Here is a 21,605-nt window from a genome sequence, read left to right as displayed (position 1 = left end):
CTTAGCTTTTCATTCGGCTTTATCTCGCCATAGCTATTTTCCTATATTTTCTATCCCATCCTTACATATTCCTCCTGTATTGCCCCCCAACTTCGAATAACGCATCCGTGATTTGACCGATCGAGGCGCTTTTTACAACCTCCATTAAGGCTTCGAACAGATTGCCGCCGGTTACCGCCGCCTTCTTCAGCTCCTCGAGCGCGTCCGGGCACTCCTCCTGATGTTTTTTCTGAAAAGCCTGCAATCGGCGGATTTGAGCCAACCTCTCTGCTTCCGTCGACCGTGCCAGCTCGATATCCGTTCGCGTTTCTTCGGGATTGGGATTGAGGAACGTGTTCACTCCGATAATCGGCAGCTCACCGGCATGCTTTTTCCGTTCGTAAAATAACGATTCCTCCTGGATCTTCCCCCGTTGATACTGGGTTTCCATGGCGCCCAGCACCCCGCCGCGCTCATGGATGCGCAGAAACTCCTCCAGCACGGCCTCCTCCACCAGGTCGGTCAGCTCTTCCACGATAAAAGAGCCCTGGAGAGGATTCTCGTTCTTCGCGAGTCCAAATTCCCGATTGATAATAAGCTGGATCGCCATTGCCCTGCGGACGGAGTTCTCCGTAGGGGTCGTGACCGCCTCGTCATACGCGTTGGTATGCAGGGAGTTACAGTTATCGTAAGTGGCCATTAACGCTTGCAGCGTGGTCCGGATATCGTTTAAATCCATTTCCTGCGCATGCAGCGAACGGCCGGATGTCTGGATGTGGTATTTTAGCTTCTGGCTTCGTTCGTTAGCCCCGTATTTAAATTTCATGACGGTTGCCCAGATGCGCCGCGCCACGCGCCCCATTACGCTGTATTCGGGATCAAGGCCGTTGCTGAAGAAGAACGATAGATTTGGAGCAAAGTCATCGATAGACATGCCCCTGGCCAAATAATACTCGACATAAGTGAAGCCGTTAGCCAGCGTAAAAGCCAGCTGCGTGACCGGATTGGCGCCAGCCTCCGCAATGTGGTATCCGCTTATGCTGACGGAATAATAATGGCGTACGCCGTGATCGATAAAATATTGCTGGATGTCTCCCATCATTTTAAGCGAAAATTCCGTGCTGAAAATGCAGGTATTCTGACCTTGGTCCTCCTTCAAAATATCCGCCTGCACCGTACCTCTCACGGATCGGAGCGCTCCCGCCTTGATGTTCCGGTACTCCGATTCATCCGGCTGTCGGCCGTTTTCCGCAATGAATTTATCCGCCTGCTGATCGATCGCCGTATTCATGAACATAGCCAGCAGGATAGGCGCCGGCCCGTTAATCGTCATCGACACGCTGACCGACGGATGGCAGAGATCAAAGCCTTCGTACAGCTTTTTCATATCCTCAAGCGTACAAACATTGACCCCGCTGTTCCCGATCCTTCCGTATATATCCGGGCGGTTGCTTGGATCCTGGCCGTATAAGGTCACGCTGTCGAAGGCTGTGGATAACCGCTTGGCCTCGTCATTCCGGCACAAATAATGGAACCGGCGGTTCGTCCGCTCCGGCGTGCCTTCTCCGGCAAACTGGCGTTTGGGTTCCTCGTCGGTTCGCTTAAAGGCGAATACACCCGCCGTGTACGGGAAATACCCCGGCAAGTTCTCCTTCAGAAGCCAGCGGAGCAGCTCGCCCGTCTCATGGAATTTGGGAAGGCTGACTTTAGGCACCGCGCTGCCCGAAAGCGATTCCAGAACAACAGGCCGGTAAAGATTGCGGATGGTCGGCCAATCGGCAAGCTGTTTCCGGCAATCGGGATGCAGCCGGTCTTCCCATTCCGCAGCCATCGCGTCCAGCTTATCCGCGAAAAACGCCGTTTCCTCTCTTGTCAGAAGCCGTTCCTGATTGGCGTAAATGAGCTGTCTCGTACCCTTCAGCTGGGCAATCGTGCGGACAACCGCAACCTGCTCCTCGATATCCTTCTTGTATTGCCGGACCGTCTGAACAATCTCTCGCAAATATCCGGTACGGTCCTGCGGAATAATCAAGTTTCTCTTTGTAGCCCTTAAACCGGACTCATCCAGCCGAACCGGCCAACTGCCGCCGGTTTTGTCCTGGGCAAGCTTCATCACGTGCCGGAAGAGCATCGTTACGCCCGGGTCGTTGAATTGACTCGCCATCGTTCCGAATACGGGAAGCTGCTCATTAGGAGCCGTATCAAGCCGTCTACTGCGCTTATACTGCCTGCGGACATCCCTCAAGGCATCCTCCGAGCCTTGGCGCTCAAATTTGTTTATGACGATTACGTCGGCGTAATCAATCATATCGATTTTCTCCAACTGGCTAGCGGCGCCGTATTCGCTGGTCATTACATACATGGCGATATCGCACAGCTCTACTATTGCAGCATCCCCTTGGCCAATTCCGCTGGTCTCCACGATAACAAAGTCGTATCCCGCGTGCTTGGCGATCGCAATCGCGTCGCTTGTGGCTTCGCTGATCTCCGTCTTTGATTTTCTTGTGGCCATACTGCGCATGAATGCCCGCGGATCATGAATGGCATTCATTCGGATCCTATCCCCCAGCAGCGCTCCGCCGGACTTCATCTTGGTCGGATCCACCGAGATGACGGCAATCGAGCGGTTGGGAAAATCGTCCAGGAATCGGCGTACAAGCTCATCCGTCAAGGAGCTTTTGCCGGCGCCGCCCGTTCCGGTTATTCCCAGCACCGGCACTCCGGGGACATTCTCCCTTAGCTGCTGCAGTACGGCAGCTGTACAATCATCGGCAGACACGCCCGCAGCCTGATCCTCGGCCGAGGAGATCAGCCTAGCCATGGCTCCCCAATCGCGCTGCTTCGCCAGTCTAAGATCCTGTTCGGCCTGTCTCGGCGTCGGCTCATCGCAGGCTTCAATCATCAAATTGATCATCCCCTGCAGCCCCATCCTGCGGCCGTCCTCCGGGGAGAAGACTTTGGCGATGCCGTAGCGCTCCAACGCTTCAATCTCGGAGGGAATAATGACGCCGCCCCCGCCAGCGAAAATTTTGATATGCCCCGCTCCGGCCTGCTTCAGCACATCAAACATATAAGTTAAATATTCGATATGGCCGCCCTGGTAAGAGCTGATCGCAATGCCCTGAACATCCTCTTGGATCGCAGCGCTGGTCACCTCCTGAACCGACCGGTTATGGCCGATATGAACAACCTCGACTCCGGAGGCTTGCAGAATCCGCCTCATAATGTTGATTGATGCGTCATGCCCGTCAAATAAAGCGGCTGCCGTAATGAACCGCACATGATTTTGCGGGCGATATACGGGTATTTCCATGCTGGTTCCCGCCCTTCCGATCAGGTTATACCGCTTCGGCTCCATCCATCCTATAATTACAATATTCGCTTGCGGGCAAGTGATGCTTGCCGATCAGCTTGCTTTTACGCTAGGTCGCTCGTTACGGTGAAGAATTCGAAGGATTCGAGGGATTCGGAGGGTATTCATCTGATGCCCGCGCAAGAGCTGAAATAAAAAAAGGCAGTTCCCGCTATCCTTAACGGAAACTGCCTCTTCATTATGCTTTGCGGAATGCCAATACCGCATTAACCCCGCCGAAGCCGTAGGAATTCGAAACGGCGGCTTCGGCCTTCACCTCTCTTGCCTGCCGGGAGACCAGGTCAATCTCGGCCTCCGGATCAGGGTCGTTCAGATTCGTTGTTGGCGGCAGCCAGCCCTGATTCAAGGAAAGCAGCGTAATCGCCGCTTCTATCGCGCCGGATGCTCCAAGCGGATGGCCGTATAGGCCTTTCGTTCCGCTTACCGCTACCGGGCGGCTGCCGAATACGCTTCGGATCACCTTTGATTCCGTCACATCGTTAAGCAGCGTGGAAGAACCATGCGCATTGACGTATGAGACGTCATCCGGCGACATATCCGCGCTGGAGAGCGCCAGCTTGAGCGCCCGCGCCGCTTGTTCCCCCGTTGGAAGAGGCACGCTCATATGATGGGCGTCGTTTGTTAATCCAAAGCCAGCCAGCTCTCCGTAAATCCTTGCGCCGCGGGCACGGGCGTGATGCTCGGCTTCGATAACCAGGATAGCGGAGCCTTCTCCCATGACAAAGCCGTCCCGGGTCCGGTCAAACGGTCTGCTTGCGCTCGCCGGTTCTTCATTGCGCGTCGACATCGCGCGCAGCATATCGAAAGCGCCAAAAGACAACGGAGCAAGCGGTGCTTCCGATCCGCCGGCCAGCACGACATCCGCTTCGCCTCGCCGGATAGCCTGCAAAGCCCTGCCGATGGCCACCGCGCCGGAGCCGCAGGACATCGAATTTGTTTCGTTGGGTCCGGTAAATCCGAACTCCATGGCGAGATTGCAGGAGGCTGCACCGCCAAATACGGAGAATCCAAGCGTTGGGGACACCGAACGGAAGCCGCCTTGGAAATATTGCCCGCATTGCTCCTCCGCAAAAGCGATCCCGCCTAGAGCCGAGCCCATAAAGACGCCTGCCCGCTCGGTTTCCAGATCCTCCGCATCCAGTCCGGCATCGCGAAGCGCCATAATGCCGCCGGCTACGGCAAGCTGGGAGTATCGGTCCATCCGGTGCGCCCGCTTCTTGTCCATGAAAGCCGTCGCTTCGAAATGCGGAATTTGCGCGGCGATCCGGCTGCGAAGCCCCTCCGGTGCGAATCGATCGATCGGTTTGACGGCGCTTTCCCCCCGCTGCACGCCCGCCCATAGCGCTTCGACTCCTATGCCAATCGGGGTTACGCAGCCGATGCCGGTTACCACCGCTCTAATCTCGTTCATATTAGCCCACCTCTTCCTGGATGTCTTGCTGGTTCCCACGCTCTTCGATCCGCTGTTTCAAGCCCTGCAAAGTCCGGTCTGCAATTGCATAAACGAATACCTCGCCGATCATGTCGGCTGCCAGTCTTCTTCCCAGCGGCGGCTGCAGCCAGCGGTGGATGATCGTCACCTTGACCTGATCCTTTTCATCCAGAGCTTCTATCAGCCATTCGACTTCCATTCCGGTCGTAACGCCGCGAATATGCTTGTAATACACCGAGCATAACCGCTCGTCCACCTTCATTTCGCTAACCCACCAGACCGGCCATTTAAACGGCTTAAACGGTCTTACCGCCCGCATCATGACAAGTCCGCCCCGATCGCTGCTGCCCTGCTCGAACTGCACTCCGCGGTAATGCGGAAGCAGCGCCGGCCAATTCTCCACTTGCCGGGCATAATCGAAAGCCGTTTTTTTATCGCAATTTATGGTGACTTCATTACGGGTATACATGTATTCGTCTCCTTCGGGCAATCTCCGATGATCTCGGCCAGCTTATTGGTCATCAGCGAGGAAGCGCCAATGACTCGAAGGGCTGAGCGCCATAAGAGAGGATGTCTGCTTAAGCGTTCAATGATGTGCTGCACTCTGGTGCCGGTTGCAAATTCCGTCTGCCGGGCCATTCTATATTGCCGGAGCGGCTCGGGATCGCGCGTCTGAAGCGTCTGTACGATGGCAGGTGCCGCAAGCTCCGCGCTTCTTAATGCCCGGTAGATCCCCTGTCCGGTTAACGGATCGTAATAACCCGCCGCATCGCCGAGCAGAACCATGCCAGCTATGTCATGCGGAATAACCGGTCGGTCGAAGGGACCGCATGTCAGCACGCCGCCTTCAATCTCCGCATCCCGCAGCCGCTCCGCCAGCTCCGGTACAGCCCTCGCTTCGCGAAGAACTAGGCCGGACCGGTCTTTGTCTGCCAATGACGCGGCCTCGGCGCTGCCAAGCACAACGGTCATGTTCGCCTGGCCGCCTCCAATCGGAGCAAGACCAATCACTTTACCATCGCCGGCCGTAAACAACTCGACCTTGCCATTTAGCCCGAGCACCCCGTTCAAGCGCGCCGTAAAAGCAGCTTTGCGAAGCGAACCGTAGCGGTTCACCTTGGCGCTTCTCGCCACAACGGACCGCAGGCCGTCGCTTCCAATAACTAGCGAGGCGCGTATGGTCATCGGCATGCCTGCCGGAGAGCGGGCGATTACGCCGGCCACTCTGTCTCCTTCCCAGATGAGACGCTCCGCCTTCGTTCGCTGTTCGAATGCTGCACCAGCCCTGCCGGCCTGCTCGGCAAGCCAGTGATCGACCTGTTCCCTGCGGCATCCCGCCCCGTACTGCCCTTCCGGAAATACGGCTTCAAGCGAAGCCCTGCCGTTGCTTACTCTCCAGCCTTGTATCGGACTGGACGGGAAATCGAAGGCTTCCCGGGCATGCGCATAACCCGTTATCCTCCCCAGAGCGGCAACCGCGCCCGGATTCAAGGATTCGCCGCAAGGCTTTCGCCGAGGGAAGGCTTCCGCATCGAGCAGCAAGACGCGGACCCCGCTGGCAGCCAGCAATCTGGCGGATGCGCTGCCGGAGGGACCGGCACCTACGACAATGACGTCATACCTATTCATGTCCAACCACGGCTAACCGGAACGGAAAATGTTTATGTACCGCCGCATTCACGCCGGCAAGCTCAACGAGCTCCCGGGCCTCCTGCGGAGTGAAGGAGCGTTGAACGGAGAGCGGTCCGTCATGCCTTGTGACCGGGCTTTTCCATACGAACCTCGCCAGCAGCTTCGCTGCCAAATAGGCGAGGCGATGCCGCTCCAGATCCGTTACGACCCAGCCAACGCGAGTCACGCGGGCCATTTCGGCAAGCAGCTTGACCGCAGATCGCTCGTCCAAATGATGCAGGGCAAGATTGCAAAAAGCCAGATCGAAGCTGCGGTCCGCAAAGGGCAGGTCCGTTCCGTCCGCCTGCAAGACTTCAATGGCCGGATAAGCATTCGTCCGGCGGGCCGCCAGCTGGACGATTTGCGGATGGTTGTCCACCGCGACAAGCGAGACCTTCCTGCCTCTTTTTTCACACCAGCCAACAAATGCAACCGGAAGATCCGCCAGCCCCGTCGCTACATCCAATACCCGAAGCGGTTCGCTTGGCGCCAGCTTGCGCATCAGCCTCTCCAGATGAACAAACAAAGACGGATTTCCGCCAAGATACCGATTTACGCCCCATACTTCCCGGAGACTTTTTTCCAGCTCCACCGGCTCTACGCTATCCCCGTCCAGCCATTCCTTCAGGTCCAGCCGTTCGAACAGCTGTGCCATGCCATCACCTCATCCCGTTTTTCCCTTCATGCCCTTATTGTTATTCTTTTCCACCTCTTTTATCCGTCCATGCCAAGGTTTGCAAATCCTCTGCCATAATTTACACCTGAATGCCGGCTGAAAATCATCGCAACCTATCCCTCTCAATTGCGTCTAATTTTGTAGACTTTGAGAGGAGTGTGGTAGAAAAGCATGTTCAAAAAACTATCGGCGGCAGTTCTGCTTCTGTTCGTTGCCCAAACCATTGGGACGTCTGCGATCAGCATGGCAGCCAGCCCGGTTTCCGGCACAATGACCAAGTATCGCGTCTATCAGAACGATCGTGCATTGCGTGAATTTGCTACCGATAAACAGGCGATTGCTTACGCGTCGGGTTTCGAGTACAGTCATGTGGAAGCGATTACGGGCCGTGAGTGGGTATGGGACAACCTGCCCAGGTACAAAATCTATCAAGGCGGCGAATCCAGCACCAAATGGGAATTCCGCACGTACAACGAGGCATTGGCCGCAGCCAAGAAGATGAAAAACGTACATATCCGGGATTTGGAAAGCCCGGGCTGGATTTATCAATCCTATCCGAAATATCAGCTCTATCAAGGCGACAATACAAATGCGAATTGGGGTTATACGACCCTCGATGCAGCCAAGCAGGAAGCGAAGCGCTGGACAAACGCGCATATTATGGAGCTCAGCTCGAACAGCTGGATCTGGGACAACATGACGGAGCAAACGGAGAAAAAAATACGGAGCGGCAGCCCGGTCTACTCCATTCGGGTAGATCAGGAACCGGTGGATGGGACGAAAACGTATGCTTTTCTGTATGATGCGATAAAAGCGGCTGCAGCCATTCCGAGCAGCACCGTTGTCAATGAGTTATCCGGACTGGTCGTGCATTCCAATGTGCCATCCTACGATGTCCAGCAAAGCGGCAAAACGATCAAATCCTTTGTCGCTCTGCAGCCTGCCCTGCAATATGCCAAATATTTCGGGAATTCCGAAATCAAGCATAACGGAACAACCTGGTGGACCAGCGCGCCTTATCTCTCGGTCTATCAAGGAGACAAAAAGCTGAAATCATTCTTTACGCGCTCGCCTGCCGTTGCGTTTGCCAAAGGCTACTCCAACAGCTATGTCATGAACGCAGACGGCCGTAAATTGTGGAGCAATACTAAAAGTCTTGTCTATCTGGCATGGAACGGTTCATCCAACAGCCAGACGATTCTGAACCAAACGTCGAAGACGCAAGGGCTGTCCATCGACTCCCCTTCGTGGTTCGAGCTGAAGGATAGCAGCGGCGCGTTAACGGATCTCACGGATCCGACGATTGTAACTACGCTGAAGGCGCAGGGCATTCAGGTGATGCCTCTCGTGTCGAACGACTTCGATAAGCAGATGACGACGGCGTTTCTTGCGGATTCAAATGCGCAGCAGCTGTTTATCTCCACCCTGATCAGCAAGCTTGGCTCGCTCGGGGTATACGGAGTAAATATCGACTTCGAAGAAGTTGCCGGTACGGACCGGGATGAATATACCGCTTTTGTTACCGCTTTATCGAAAGCCGCGCATGCAAAGGGACTGAAGGTGTCCATCGACCTTCCGCGCGGCGACGTCACCTGGGATCATCTCACCGCCTACGATCATGCCGCGCTTGCTCAAGCGGTCGATACGATCATCATTATGGCGTATGACGAGCATTGGAGCGGAAGCTCTTCCGCGGGTTCCGTAGCAAGCCTGCCTTGGGTGGAAAAGGGCGTTCAGCAGTTCCTCGCATACGGCGTACCCCGCAGTAAGCTGATGCTGGGCATTCCGTTCTATGTGCGGGAATGGAAGATTGACGGCTCCGGCAATCTCGTCAGCAACCGCGCGGTCCTGATGAGCGACATTCCGAAGCTGATCGCCGATACGAATGCCGTTGGCGTCTCCGATCCTGCCACTCCCGGGCAGACCAAATACAAATACGTGAAGGACGGCTTCACCTATGTATTCTGGGCAGAGACCGCGAGCAGCGTGCAGGCGCGGATCAACCTCGCGATCAAATACGACCTCGCCGGCGTTGCCGCCTGGCGCCTCGGCTACGAGACAGCTGATCTCTGGACGATGATGCTTCGTTTGAAGCAAGGATAAACCAAACCTCCGATTCTCGCAGCTTGCGAGAACCGGGGGTTTTTAATAACAATCATTTAAGCACCTTATCTATCGGAAACGGTTTGCCGGACCATGCCTTCTTGGAAGTCCAGTCCGCTTCACCTTGCCAGAACGGGTGATCCGGCTGCAGGCCAAGCGGCAGGAACACGGCGGAGCATAAATACAAGCTGCCTGTCGAGATGTATCCTTCGGCGATATCCTCTTGGTCGCCGCAAAATCCGATCCGCAGCCAGCCTTCCTTGTCGAAGGTTCCGGGCTGCCCCATCATTCGGCGGATAACCGCCGTCAGCGCGCATCTTACTTGATTAGGAGCAATGTCTTCCGGAAGCCAGCCTTGAAGCACGGCCTGCGACAGCAGCTGGAATGCGCCAAACCGGTAAGCAAGCGAGCGCCCGATTGGCGGGAAAGTGCCTTCCGGAGAGATCAAGCGCTCCTGCTGCGAAGCATGTCGGGCCGCCCGGCGGATGGCAACAGTCGCTAATTGCTCCCACTCCGGCAATTCCGGTCCGACTGTCCGGAGAATATCGACAAGCATCGGTTGAATAACGAATCCATTGTAGTAGTCCCAATGAAATTCCGGTCCGTCCCCATATACCCCATCGCCCAAATACCATTCCTGATGCTTCTTCAGAGCATAATCGATCCGCATCGGATCCCAATCCTCGCCTAGCAGATACAATGCCGTCTCGGTCATTGCTGCGAATAACAGCCAATTGTTGTAGACCGGTTTTCTTGACCGGGTCGCCTTCAAGCCGTTGACTACATTTTGCTTAACCCGGTCATCAAGCTTGCCCAGCAGTTCTTGCGGTGCCCGGACAAGGGCATGGGACAAAAAGGCGGCATCCACAATCGGTTGATAGCCGCATGCGAAGTTCATCAGGTCCGGCGAAGCTGGATCCGTTGCGGCATCAATGGCTTCTCTTGCCAATTGCGCCATCCCGCTTCGCAACCTCTCCTCTTCACCCGATAAGCCGGTCAGCTCGAACCAGGGAGCCATACCGGTCAGCAAACGCCCCAAGGCTTCCAGGTATGCATATTCGCCGCGGTCACCCGCCAGCGCTTGGACCGGCATCCTCTCTTTCAGCTTTCGTTCTGCCAAAGCCCCCAGTACCGGCCTTCCGATTCGAAGCATCCATTCTATCCACTGCTCCCGGTCTTTATTACCTTCAGCCATCGTGTATGCCCCCTGCCGACTTGTTTTCATTGCATTATAATTTCGATTTAACGCTCGTACCAGTAACCCGGGATGCCTTTTTCGAGACGCATCAGCGCTTCCAGGTAGAAGTAGTCGCCCCAAATCGTATAATCGTCCGGAGAAGTATTGGTGCGCACGGAATACGATCCGCGGTTCAAGAAGCCTTCCGCCTCTTTCTCTCCGTTCGTCGAGTAATGGCTGACGAGACCTTCCATGGAGCGGATCGCCGCTTGCATCAGCTTTTTGTACGCGGGATCATTGCCCTGCAGGAAGCCGCAAATCTCCAGCATGCCGGAAGCCGCTATGGCCGAAGCCGAGCTGTCTCTTTTGGTCTCCGGCACCTGAGGCGCGTCAAAGTCCCAATACACCACGCCATCCTCCGGAATTCGTTCCGCAAAATAGTTGGCAAGCCGCTTCGCCGTCTCCAGGTACTCCGGCTTCCGCAAATAACGATAAGCTAACGCAAATCCGTAGATCCCCCAAGCCTGTCCGCGCGTCCAGGTCGAGCCGTCTTTAAAGCCTTGATGGGTTCCTCCCCGGCTCGAATCGCCGGTCTCGGGATTAAACCAGAAAGTATGGTAAGAGGAGTCGTCTCCGCGCACAAGGAAGCGGCGGCTCATCTCCGTATGCTGCTCCGCGGCCTCTCTGAACGACTTGTCCCCGGTCTGCAGATAAGCCCAGTGCAATAGCGGCAGATTCATCATACAGTCGATGATAATGCGGCCGCCGTTAACGGGATCATCCTTAGGCCCCCAAGCCTGCAAAATATTCATATTTTCGCGCCGGCGCTTCATCAGAACTTTCGCTGCGTCTATCGTGGTTTGCTTGGCTGCTTCGTCCTTCTCCAATATCCATTGCGCCTTGGCTGACAAGGAATACAAGAAGCCGATGTCATGATGGTCCAAGCTCAAATGGTTCTCAAGCCGGTTCCGGAGACTTTCAACCGTCCGCAAGGCTGCTTCGCGGAATGCGCCGTCAACGGAGTACTCATAGCTCAGCCACAGGATCCCGGGCCAGAAGCCTTCCGTCCAGCCTTCATTTTCGATCAGTACATATTTGCCGCTGCTATTTTCGCTGACATGCGGGAATTTGCTCCCGAATCGTTCTATGTTGGCTCTCGTTACCTGCAGCGTATCTTCAATCGCTTTTTTCCACATTCCGATACCCTCCCGATTAGGTTTACAGCCTCATTATAAATCTCTTAGACTTAAGGCAGGTTGTGCTATAATGTAGCTAAATTGCGATTTTGACCCTGCCGGGAGGTGTGCTGTGCCGACTGTCGTTCAGCCTATGGACCTTGGAGCTAACGCTTTTTCCTTCACTTACAGATACGAGACCCGCAACGAGAATTGGCTGATGCTGCATGCGCATCAGGGGATTGAATTGCTCTATATTCACGAAGGGTCGGGGACCGTAACGCTGGAAAGCCAGCAATATAGGCTTGAAGAGAACACCTTGTTTTGCTTTCAACCTTACCAGCTCCATAAAGTAGATGTGCCTTTACAAGACGGAGCCACCTATATAAGAACAAACCTCACCTTTGATCCCCGCATCCTGACCCCCTATCTGCAGCCGTATCCCAAACTGCAGTCTTTTTTGCGCCGATTGATGAAGGGCTCGCTTAAGCGCCAGGCGTTTACGTTTTGCGAAGACCGGACTTTAGCTAATTTGCTGCAGGATTACGATAAAATGCGAATGGTTGCGGGCGGCGAGCCAAGCGTTGAGGATCGGGTGCTCTTTCTGCTATCCCTGCTGAGGTATCTTCAGCTGCATGTTTTTGGAATAGACGACATACCGTCTTCAACCGAAAAAAACTCGGGACATGTCGAACGAATACTGGACTGGATCGAAACGCATTACCGGCAGTCGCTGTCATTGGAGTCGTTGTCTCAAGAGCTCCATTTATCTCCTTATCATATCTCTCACTTGTTCAAGCAACAGACCGGAATGACCATTTCCGATTATGTATCCGGCCGGAGGATTCGCGAAGCATGCGCAATGCTTGAGAATACGGACTACTCCATTAATGAGATCGGCCGTATCATCGGCGGCTTTAGCGCGCCGTATTTTTCCCAGCTGTTCAAAAAGCATAAAGGCGTGTCGCCTAACCTCTATCGAAGCGCAGTCAAACATACGTATCAGTAGTCAGACGAGATGCCGGGCTTCTGCAAATAAAAAGCTGCCGGTTCCCGCAACGTCATTAGGTGCTTTACCTAATGACGTTGCGGCTCCCCGGCAGCTTTCCTGCTTAATGGATAATAAACGTTGCATCCTGCTTATCGGCAGTTGCGCTTGACGCGCTGATTGGATCAATGCGCATGCTGGTGTAGCTCAATTGTCTGAGGTAGTACGTTGGGAAGTTGTAGGAGCGGAACGATACTTGCGAAGAATTCGCAAGACCCGCCGTTTGATAGAAAGTAGCATCCTGCTGGAAGGTTGTTGTTCCATCGTTACGGCTTAGCTGCATCACATAATTGTAATGTCTCAGATAATAGCCCGGGAAGTTAACCGATTCGAAGGAGACGCCGGTTGAATCCACCAGACCCGGTACCATTCTGAACTTGGAATCGTTAATTGGCGATGGATTCGTATCAATCCGGGCCAGGAAGTTGTAGTGGCGGATATAGTATCCGGCATAACGGCTGGACTCGATTTGATGAAGCAGCGCCGCGTCTCCCAGATCTTTGCTTCCGTAAGTTACCGAGTTGTGTCCGCTGCCAAGCGGGCCGCCCGATAGAATCAATACGCTGTGATTGTCCGCAAGAGGCAGGATCGCACGGCTGTAGCCCTGCGGAACCACGGTACTGACCCGCGTCCAAGTATCGGATGCCCCGTTCTCGGAGTTCAGAAACAGCTCCGTGCTGGAATTCGTGGTTACGGCAATGGTTCCGTTTGGCCCCGTCCCCGGCACCCATACCACGTAAGGGGAGCTTGATGGGACAACTCCGTCTCTTGTTTTCAGCAGAGTGCCCGGATCGGTCGCCGCGCCAAAGTTCTCGGGGTTGGAGGAGATTTTGTAATAGACAGCGAAGTTGCCGTTTGGCGACCCGCCGTATTCATAGGTCATGATATAATTGCCGTTCCCAAGCTTGGCTACAGTAGTCATGCCCGGACGTTTCGTCGAATCGGCGAGAGCAATATCTTCAACCGGCGTGCTCCATGCCGTTCCGTTAGTCGAAGTGACGTGCACAAGCTTCTGGTTATGCGCGGCATCCCTCTCATCCGAGTAGTACATAATGAGTTTGTTGTTCGCGACCAGAAGGAAGGGCTCCCATACCGGGTCATAAGCACCGCTAGGGTCTGCACGGCCGCCGGTTGCAATGGAGCTTACGAAAGTCCAGGTCAAGCCTTTATCCGTGCTTTTGTATAGATCAAGCTTCGTTTGAGACAGGTCGGAGGGGATCGAGTTCCCCGCACAGAGAAGCGTACCCGCGGGCAAGCTGCCGATTGCTTGAGGAAGCTCGTACAGGAATGGCTGGTACCGCAGTCCCCAGCCGTTTACCGTGTCGGAGACTTCGGAAATTTTGGACCAGGATACTCCGCCGTCCGTGCTGCGATAGACCGGGAACGTCGGCGTACCATTGACATAATGCTCAAAGGTCGCCAGCATCGTGCCATTTGAGGTTCCGTTATACTGCAACCGGATAGCCCTTGGGTACAGCGTGCCCGGCCCCGGATCCGTCGAAGGTGAAGAATACATCGTTGAAGGTCCAAAAGCGTTCGCTTCCCCAACGATTATCAAACAGGCTAATAAAGCTAAGCCTATTGTTTTTATCCACATCCTTTTTATCTTTTTCCCCATTCGCTATTCCTCTTTTCTTGTTTGGGATCGGAAGCGGGATGATTGGCAGAAATCCAGCCTTCCGTCAGGCATTCATTACTGCAAGTTAAGAATTTCGTCTGGGTGATAGGCATGGCGATTCAGAGTGTGGGCCAAAAAGAAGAGGCATACAGACAGGCGCTGCATGGAGCTGTAAGGCTGAGGGTAAGCACCTTTTTAGGAAGCTGCAGACTTCGCTAATTTATGAAAGCGCTTTATATTTTGGATTATAATATACATAAAACATTATTTATATATCTAATTGATTATAAAAACAATAATATTTCAATCTGCTTTCCTGTACCGATCCCGATCCTATCTACGTTCGTATCCTTCACCGGGAGTTGCTGCCCTTCCCGCCAAGGATGCTCCGATATTGCGGGCTGCAAGCCATTATCGCGACATAATACGCAAAAAAATAACCCGGTCTGTTGACCGGGGGCAAAATGAGGTTTTCAATCCAGCCTTGCCTCCGACAACATGCGGCTGTACGTCAAAAAGCGGTGCTCGTATAATTCGCTATACCGGGCATGGCGCTCCGGATTCGGCGTGAAGACCGCCTTAGCGCTTCCTTCGCCGGTATGTGCCTTGGAGGCCTCCTGGAAGGAGGCATACACACCAGACCCGACGCCGGCTGTTATTGCGGCTCCTGTCAGAGCGGCTTCCGGAATGTCCGGCACCTCCAGCGCGATGCCGGAAACATCCGCCTTGATCTGGAGCCAGTGGCGGTTCCGGACGCCGCCGCCTACGACTCGCAGCCTGCGGATCGGGCTGCCGGACACGGCCTCCGCGCAGCGGCGGATCGATTCCATCTGGTAGGCGTTGCCCTCAAGCACGGCTCGCAGGAGCTCTCTTCGGCCATGGGACTTTGCAAGGCCAATAAAAGCGGCTTTGGCGTAAGGATCGGGAGCCGGTGCCCCGCAACCCGACAAATAAGGAAGGTAGATGATGCCGCTGGGCATTGGAGAAGCCTCGTCGAGCAGCTCCAAAATACGCTCATAGCCCGCCTTTTCTTCCCCGATCACCTCCCGCAGCCACTCGACGGAACCGCCGGATGAAGAGTGACCGCCCAGCCAGAACAGCTGCCCGGGTACCGGATGCAGCCCGTAAGCCAGCCCGGACGCATAATCCGCCTCCGTAAGCGTTCTCTCCCCAAAACTGCCGACAACCGTTTCGGCCGTTCCGATTGAATTGTAGATCCCCCCGCGCGGCGACAAGCCAACCGCGAGCGAGGCGCACACGTGATCGTGACCGGCCAGGAATACCTGCGTGCCGGCTGTCAGACCCAAAGCGCCCGCGGCCGCTGACGTGACGCTGCCAGCGGCAGAGCCGGTCGGAACAACAGGCGGCAGCAGCTCTTCCTCCAAGCCGAAATGCCGAAGCAGCGGCGCATCCCATTGTTTTTCCGCGATGCGGAAAACGTAGGATCTCGCCGCAAGCGTATAATCCTCCGCCACCTTGCCAGTCAGGCGGCTTGCGATGTAGGAAGAAACCGACAGCCAGACGGCGGAGCGAAGTGAATCCTCGTTCCGCTCCTTCAGCCACAGCAGCTTTGCAAGCCCATATTTGAATGACGGCCGAAGACCGGTCGCTTGGAACTGCTCGAACGCGTCCACTTCATCCTCGATCGCCTTGGCCTGATCGAGCGAACAACGCTCGAACCACGGAAGGATGGGGGAACGCGGCTTTCCCGTGCTCCTGTCCGCCAGCAAACCGCTCTCCGCCATGCTCGTAATGCCGATCGCCCGGACCGCCAACCCCGGTTTTCCCGCAGTCAGTTGGCGGATCATAGCGGCAATATTGCCCCATAGCTGCTCGGGGTCGTAATAGGAAAAGCTATCCGCAGCGGTTCGAATTTCATTCGGCCGGTTCGCCGACGCCAGCAGCCTGCCCCGCTCGTCGAAGAGACCGGCCTTCATATTTGTCGTTCCGATATCCAGGCTAATTATCATACGTTTTCACCCCTTAGAGCCTTCCGCAGCAGAGTTTCGCTGTCCAGCTCGATGTCCAGCTGCATCCCAAGCGGATAGGTTCGTTCGTAAGGCTTCTCCGTGTCCACCCAGCGGCGCCATTGCCGTGCGTCTTTCCCGTCCTCTCGACCGCTTAGCCTACGCAGCTCGAGCAGCGCGCTCTTCGCAAGCAGCGACCGGACGTCTTCTAAATAACGGATCAAAATGTGATAGCCATCGGGACTGCCGCATCTCGCCAACGCCCTTCCGATCGCGAGCTCCAGCATCGACCGGCGCTCCAGGAAGTAGTCCGGCTGCGCGCCGCCGCGGCATTGCTGGTCCTTGAACAGTGCAATGCCGCGAAGCCGTTCGAGCGCGGGCAGAGCCCTCCTGTCGCCAAGACGCTCCGCGCCGCGGCATACGCAGTCGACGTAATAGAAGATGCCCTTCAACGTATCTTTGAAATCTTCCTCGTCCGGACGCAGCAGCGTCGACACTCTCTCCCATACCGGAATCGAGCGCGGATCCGCGGCCACTGCGAGTGAATAGAGCAAATAAGTGACATCCGGCATGGCCCCGTGATCGGGCGGGAGCTGCACGTACATAATCTCCGCCGTTCGAATCGGAAGTTCCTCGCCGGTCAACTCGTTCATGATCGCGTCGACCAGGACCGGCACGCCTTCCTTGGAGCCAAGCATGGCAAGCGCCTGTGCCAGCCGGATGCGTTTCACGCCCTCTGCCCGCTTCAAAGCCTTCTCGACGTAAGGAATGATCCGCGGTCCCGCCGAGCAAATCTCGGCAAACGGGATCTCCGTTCGGTAGACCTCATTCATCCGCATATTCGAGTATTCGTACAGCGGTTCCTCGGTTTCGATGGAATCGACTAACCGGATAAGCTCATCGTCGCTATAGCGCATCGGGGCAAGCTGTCTTGTAAGCGACTCTTCGGGGATAAGCCCCTTATCAGCCAATACATGCTGTAAAGTACGGATGTCGATGCTTCTCGGCGTTTGCTTCGACCGGACAGCCTGCGCCGCGGCCAGCGCGGCGACGGCCCCCAGGTTCTCAAGATCCGACTGCATCCGGATTGCCGGAAGGGCGTCATGCGTTGCCGATATCGCTTTGCCGACGACAAGCATACCTTCCAGCCCTCTGGGCAGCAGCATGCGGTAAGACACTTCGATTTCCAGGTTCGGCGGAATTAAACCGACGTTAACCCACTCCGCCCCGCTGACGCCTTTCACGTCATGGTTGCTGAAATGAACGTTAACCACATCCGGCCATCGGCGGTGCAGCAGCTGATCGGAGAGACGCATGACGACATCGCCGATAATATGCCGGCTCTCCCTCGTCGCAACGTAAATGCCGTGATCATGACAAGCGCTGCCGCGTCGGCGGCCGGCCAGAATCGCACGGGTATAATCAAGCGCATTGGATACGTCGACCATGCTCGTAAAATTGTTTTGCAGCTTGCCCGGCGTCTGGAATTGGGCAAGCGAATACCACATGACCGTATGGTCCTTTTCGGAGCCGTATTCGAATGATGCACCCGCCATCGCCGCCACGTCTCCGTCGCCGGTCGAATCGATTACGGCTTGCGCCGTAACCGCGTAAGCGCCCCAGCGCGTTGCCGCAACCGCGCCGCATACGCGGTTCCCGCGTTTGACCGCGCCGAACGTAATGGCGTTGAACACCGGCCGGACGCCTGCTTCGTCCGCTTGCTTCAGCAGGGCATACATTTTCGCTTCGAGATTCCATTTATGCCCTTTATAGCGGATGTCGCGCTGCATGCTAAGCACTTCCTCCGCGATCTGGGCCGCATAACCGCCCCGCTTGCCAAACCAATAGCTGTCGACGCCTCCGAACGTGCCGGTGCCGCCAAGACCGGGATTGAGTTCCAGCAGAAGCGTATCCATCCCTTCCCGCGCCGCCGTAATCGAGGCGCAGGCTCCGCTTGTACCGCCGCCGGCCACAAGAACGTCGACCTGCGTCAGCAAGGGAATCGGCTGGGATTGCACGCGAATCGTACGTCCCGTCCCGTCGCTGCCGGTAAAAGCCGGAACGGCTATCTCCCCGTTTTGCGCGGAGTCTGAAGAGTAACCTGCTCCCGAGACGAGCTCATACGTTTCAAGATGCCTGGATTCGGAAGGAGATCGCGCCTCGATCAGCGCGTCCGCGAGACGTTCGCCTGCCAAGGCGGCCTGTACCGGATCAAGCAAAGACACTTCGCAATTGCGGTAGAGACGCGTGCCGAGCGCATAGACGCCGGAGACGGAAGCGGCTGCTGCTTCAGCTCCGAAACTCCCTTCCCGTGATGCTTCCTTACGGATCGGGAACGGGCCGAGCAGTTCATGGGAAGACGCGGTGAATGCGGCCTTGCGGAACGCCGGAACCTCGTTCATCAAATAGGCCGCAAGCCGCATGCCGATGCGCCTCGCTTCAATCTCGCGTTCCCTGTCCGCTTCATGCGAATTGCCGCTGGCAGCGGCAATAACAAATTCCGCCAAGCGATGCTTCTTGCCAAGGTAGCCTTGACGAAGCGTGATTCGGCTGCCGACTCCAATCACCGCCGGAACCGCCAGCTCGGAATCCGCATCCGGGTCAACGCCGGTGAATTCCAGCGTTCGCTTGAATAACGCGGTATCACCTTCCGCATATTCGGGCACCGGCTCGCCGCACAAGGCTGCGGAAAGCGCCGTTTCGGTCACGTCAACAATCAACGGGGAGTAGACCGCTTGCCGGCCCGATTTATTAGCAACAACAAGCCCCGCCGCTTCTCCGGCAGCGTGGATGATTGCGATTGGCAAAGTTGCGTACAACAGCTCAACACCATGCTCCGCGAGCAGATCCTCCAGTCCGCGCTTCAACGAATCGGGGTGAAGCGGCACATAATTCCCTCCCTCCGCAGAGCCTTCTTGCCCTCTCAACGCTTGGCGGATCGGCAGCGGCAGCAGCTTGGGAGGTATGCTTTGCGGGATCGTTAACCACGGCCGGAGCGTTGCGGTCAATTCCCTTCCGAGGTACGTCCTAGGCTCGAGAACGACAACCTTCATCCCTCGCTGCGCCAGCCGAACCGCGCAGGCGATTCCTGCGAAGGAACCGCCGATTACGGCCGCATCCGCCTCGAACAGCACGGGCAGTTCGCCGGCAGGCAATATACCGTTCATCTTCTTCACATCCTTTGCTTTTGTAAGCCCGCATACACGAATCGTCCAAGCTTAGGCTTGGACGATTTCGATCGTGACTTCTCCTGCGGCATGGCTGCAGTCTATTTCGTAATATCCGCCCGGCTGTTCGTTAACGGAGGCTTCCGTCCCGTTAACGCGCGCGCCGGAAGGCTTTTGGTCCGCCGCGAAGGCAAAGGAGCCGCCTTCGATCAGCGTTACCACGGTAACGCCGTCCTCTATGTGATGGCTCTTTATAGCATGGCTCGAAACATACTTGTTCGTCAGGCCGATCGGAGTAATCACGCCGTCTTCCGCTGCCGGTATAAGCAGGTACAGCTTGCACTGCTCCTCCTCGAGCCTGAAATCCGCCTTCTCTCCCGCGGCTAGCATGCGTGCGTTCTTCGCAAAAAAGTCATAGAGCAGCACCGGCCCTTCGGTCAAGCCGGGCACGTCGCACGATGAGACCGTACCATCGGCGGATCCGCCGCCGTCTCCAACATGGAACGCTGCGACAACGCCGGCGCCTCCAGCCGTGTTCCATAGCTTAAGCGGCATGCCGGCCTCCGATGGCAGAACGGTCAAGCAATCCGGAGTCGGATTCGCCGTCCGGTCACAGCGGATGATTCGGCCGTCCCGGTAAATAAGAGGCCAAAGCTTGGACGGATCAGTCTTCCCTAGCGCGTCGCTGAAGTAGACCGGTCCGCCGCTGACCGCGCGCAGAACCGCGTTTTGCACATCGTCGTGATTTTGCGTCCAGAACATGTCCCAGTCGCCCCAATAGAACGGGCCGTGATAATACGAGTTGTACGCATTTTGCAGCGCATGCTCCCGGAACCCGCTTCGCTCCTGGGGGACAAAGTCGTCGCTGTTTCGCGAGACGGCAGATACCGGGCGATGCCAGATATTCTCCGAAGCCATGCCCATGCAGTTAATAATCGTACGGCCGAAATGCATCGTTACCGACGCCTCCAGCGCGCTATGCGCCGCGGACGCCGAAGCGCCTACCGGGCGATGGTGGCGCAGGAAGTTGTTCACCGCGCTCTGGCTGTCCACCTTGACGAAATCGACGCCCTGATTTTTCAAATACCCGTGCCAGGCATGCCAGAAGCCAAAGCCCTTTGCCTCGTCCGGATAAGGGATAACGTTGCCCCTCTTCGTCTCAAACAAGAAATCGGCGTATTCGGCCGCAAGCCGGCTGTCCGGATGGACGCCGTTCCAGTAGCCGGCAATCGTATGCCACACCCCGACCCAATTTAACCCAAACCGCTCCTTCAAGGCGCCGACGGTATGCGCGAGGCCTTGCGGGAACTTCTCCTGATCCGCGTCGAAGGCGCGAAGCTTGCGGTCCTCGATTTCCGACCAGCCGTCGTCGATCATGACCCACTTGACCGGCAGGCCGATGTCATGCAGCTCGCCCGCCTTGGCGAGCAGTCCCTTCTCGTCCACCTGATGGTAGAAGGCATCCCAGCTGCACCAGCCCAAAAAATCCAATATTTCCGGATACTCCTTCTTCTGACGGGGCAGAGCCGGGTAGCCGAGCTCGCGAAGCGCCGTATCCACTCCATTCTCAGCCAGCTCATAAGGGTCATCGCCCCAGCTGAGCAGGAACGCGAACGTATCGCAGCGCGTCATGCCGCCTACATGCGAGGAAACTCGGACCTGCAGAGCCTCATTTTCCGACGAGCCGCCAGCGAGATCCGTGCGGTACTTCGGACCGCAAACCGGCAGCAGGTGATAATACGAATCCTCCGAGCGCCAGAGCAGCGAAAGCGTGCGGTCCGGCAGCTTCGTAAGGTCCGTATCGAAATGCGGACGCGTCCACCAATCCTTATGCTGGTAATTGGCCAGCACGCCTTCGATGCCTGACGGCAGCCCCAGCTTGATCGTTACGGCATTGTCCGGCGCGAAGGCGCGGTGGTTGCCGAAGTCGTTCTCGGAGACGACGCTGCCGTCCACGAAGGCGAGCAAGAACCGGTCGTAGCAGCGAAGCTTGAGCCGGACAATCACCTCAGGCTGCTCGGCGTCGTCCTGGTATAACCGCTCGATCGCCGTATAGACGCCAAGCGTGTCAGACTCCCTTTTCTTCTCCTCCGATACAAACAAGAGCTCCTTCTCTCCTTGGTCCAGGTTGGCGGTCATGCCTACGCCGCCAAGCCATGTCCGGCATGCGTCGGAAACGGAAGCCGCGGATGAATCGTTACAAGTCAACATAATGGCAT

13 protein-coding genes and 2 pseudogenes are annotated in these 21,605 nt (G+C 56.2%); 2 read left to right on the top strand and 13 right to left on the bottom strand.

Annotation, left to right across the window (positions count from 1 at the left end):
- Window positions 1-61: 61 nt before the first annotated feature.
- From icmF to FHT67_RS06235, 5 genes are all read right to left on the bottom strand, one after another.
- A complete protein-coding gene (gene icmF / locus FHT67_RS06255) occupies window positions 62-3,292 on the bottom strand; it encodes a fused isobutyryl-CoA mutase/GTPase IcmF (protein WP_167196448.1) in 3,231 nt (1,076 codons plus the stop codon).
- Between the two features lie 238 nt (window positions 3,293-3,530).
- Window positions 3,531-4,763 carry a beta-ketoacyl-[acyl-carrier-protein] synthase family protein gene (locus FHT67_RS06250; protein ID WP_167196444.1) on the bottom strand — a complete coding sequence of 411 codons (1,233 nt, stop codon included), beginning with the start codon at window positions 4,761-4,763 and terminating at the stop codon, window positions 3,531-3,533.
- Between the two features lies 1 nt (window position 4,764).
- On the bottom strand, window positions 4,765-5,253 hold the full coding sequence (locus tag FHT67_RS06245) for an SRPBCC family protein (protein WP_132304948.1): 489 nt from the start codon (window positions 5,251-5,253) through the stop codon (window positions 4,765-4,767).
- Entirely contained in the window at window positions 5,226-6,413 is a 1,188-nt protein-coding gene (locus tag FHT67_RS06240; RefSeq protein ID WP_167196441.1) for an NAD(P)/FAD-dependent oxidoreductase, read from the bottom strand. Before FHT67_RS06240 ends, FHT67_RS06245 begins: the two co-directional genes overlap by 28 nt.
- On the bottom strand, window positions 6,406-7,110 hold the full coding sequence (locus FHT67_RS06235; RefSeq protein ID WP_132304944.1) for a methyltransferase domain-containing protein: 705 nt from the start codon (window positions 7,108-7,110) through the stop codon (window positions 6,406-6,408). Before FHT67_RS06235 ends, FHT67_RS06240 begins: the two co-directional genes overlap by 8 nt.
- A gap of 192 nt (window positions 7,111-7,302) precedes the next feature.
- On the opposite strand from FHT67_RS06235, the gene FHT67_RS06230 reads away from it, so the two are divergent.
- Window positions 7,303-9,234, top strand: a complete 1,932-nt coding sequence (locus FHT67_RS06230) for a glycosyl hydrolase family 18 protein (RefSeq protein ID WP_167196438.1) — start codon at window positions 7,303-7,305, stop codon at window positions 9,232-9,234.
- A gap of 52 nt (window positions 9,235-9,286) precedes the next feature.
- On the opposite strand, the gene FHT67_RS06225 is transcribed toward FHT67_RS06230, so the two are convergent.
- Entirely contained in the window at window positions 9,287-10,429 is a 1,143-nt protein-coding gene (locus FHT67_RS06225) for a DUF2264 domain-containing protein (protein WP_167196435.1), read from the bottom strand.
- A 47-nt stretch (window positions 10,430-10,476) separates the two neighbouring features.
- Window positions 10,477-11,607: a glycoside hydrolase family 88 protein gene (locus FHT67_RS06220; protein WP_207918107.1), complete on the bottom strand. Its 1,131-nt coding sequence runs from the start codon at window positions 11,605-11,607 to the stop codon at window positions 10,477-10,479.
- Between the two features lie 112 nt (window positions 11,608-11,719).
- Between FHT67_RS06220 and FHT67_RS06215 the strand changes: the two genes are divergently transcribed.
- Window positions 11,720-12,595, top strand: coding sequence for an AraC family transcriptional regulator (locus FHT67_RS06215; protein WP_167196432.1), 876 nt, complete (start codon window positions 11,720-11,722; stop codon window positions 12,593-12,595).
- A gap of 103 nt (window positions 12,596-12,698) precedes the next feature.
- Here FHT67_RS06215 and FHT67_RS06210 read toward each other — a convergent pair whose 3' ends face one another.
- The 6 genes and pseudogenes from FHT67_RS06210 to FHT67_RS06195 all read right to left on the bottom strand — a co-directional run bounded on the left by FHT67_RS06210 (window position 12,699) and on the right by FHT67_RS06195 (window position 21,597).
- The gene (locus FHT67_RS06210) at window positions 12,699-14,150 is read right to left on the bottom strand and encodes an AbfB domain-containing protein (protein ID WP_167196429.1); all 1,452 of its coding nucleotides are present in this window, start codon (window positions 14,148-14,150) and stop codon (window positions 12,699-12,701) included.
- Window positions 14,151-14,725: 575 nt separating this feature from the next.
- Window positions 14,726-16,222, bottom strand: a complete 1,497-nt coding sequence (locus tag FHT67_RS06205; RefSeq protein ID WP_167196426.1) for an FGGY-family carbohydrate kinase — start codon at window positions 16,220-16,222, stop codon at window positions 14,726-14,728.
- Window positions 16,219-17,667, bottom strand: a complete 1,449-nt coding sequence (locus tag FHT67_RS30635) for an FAD-dependent oxidoreductase (RefSeq protein ID WP_481856684.1) — start codon at window positions 17,665-17,667, stop codon at window positions 16,219-16,221. The genes FHT67_RS06205 and FHT67_RS30635 overlap by 4 nt, the downstream gene beginning before the upstream one ends.
- A 27-nt stretch (window positions 17,668-17,694) precedes the next feature.
- A pseudogene (locus tag FHT67_RS30630) lies at window positions 17,695-18,189 on the bottom strand (FAD-dependent oxidoreductase); the annotation flags it as partial.
- Between the two features lie 681 nt (window positions 18,190-18,870).
- Window positions 18,871-19,386, bottom strand: a pseudogene (locus FHT67_RS30625) (FAD-dependent oxidoreductase); the annotation flags it as partial.
- Between the two features lie 51 nt (window positions 19,387-19,437).
- On the bottom strand, window positions 19,438-21,597 hold the full coding sequence (locus FHT67_RS06195; protein ID WP_167196421.1) for a Sip1-related alpha-galactosidase: 2,160 nt from the start codon (window positions 21,595-21,597) through the stop codon (window positions 19,438-19,440).
- Window positions 21,598-21,605: the final 8 nt, after the last annotated feature.

Source organism: Paenibacillus sp. BK720 (assembly GCF_011761545.1).
Classification (GTDB): Bacteria; Bacillota; Bacilli; order Paenibacillales; family Paenibacillaceae; genus Pristimantibacillus.
The sequence above is the reverse complement of the archived record's forward strand: the minus strand, read 5'-3'. Positions and strand labels throughout refer to the sequence as shown.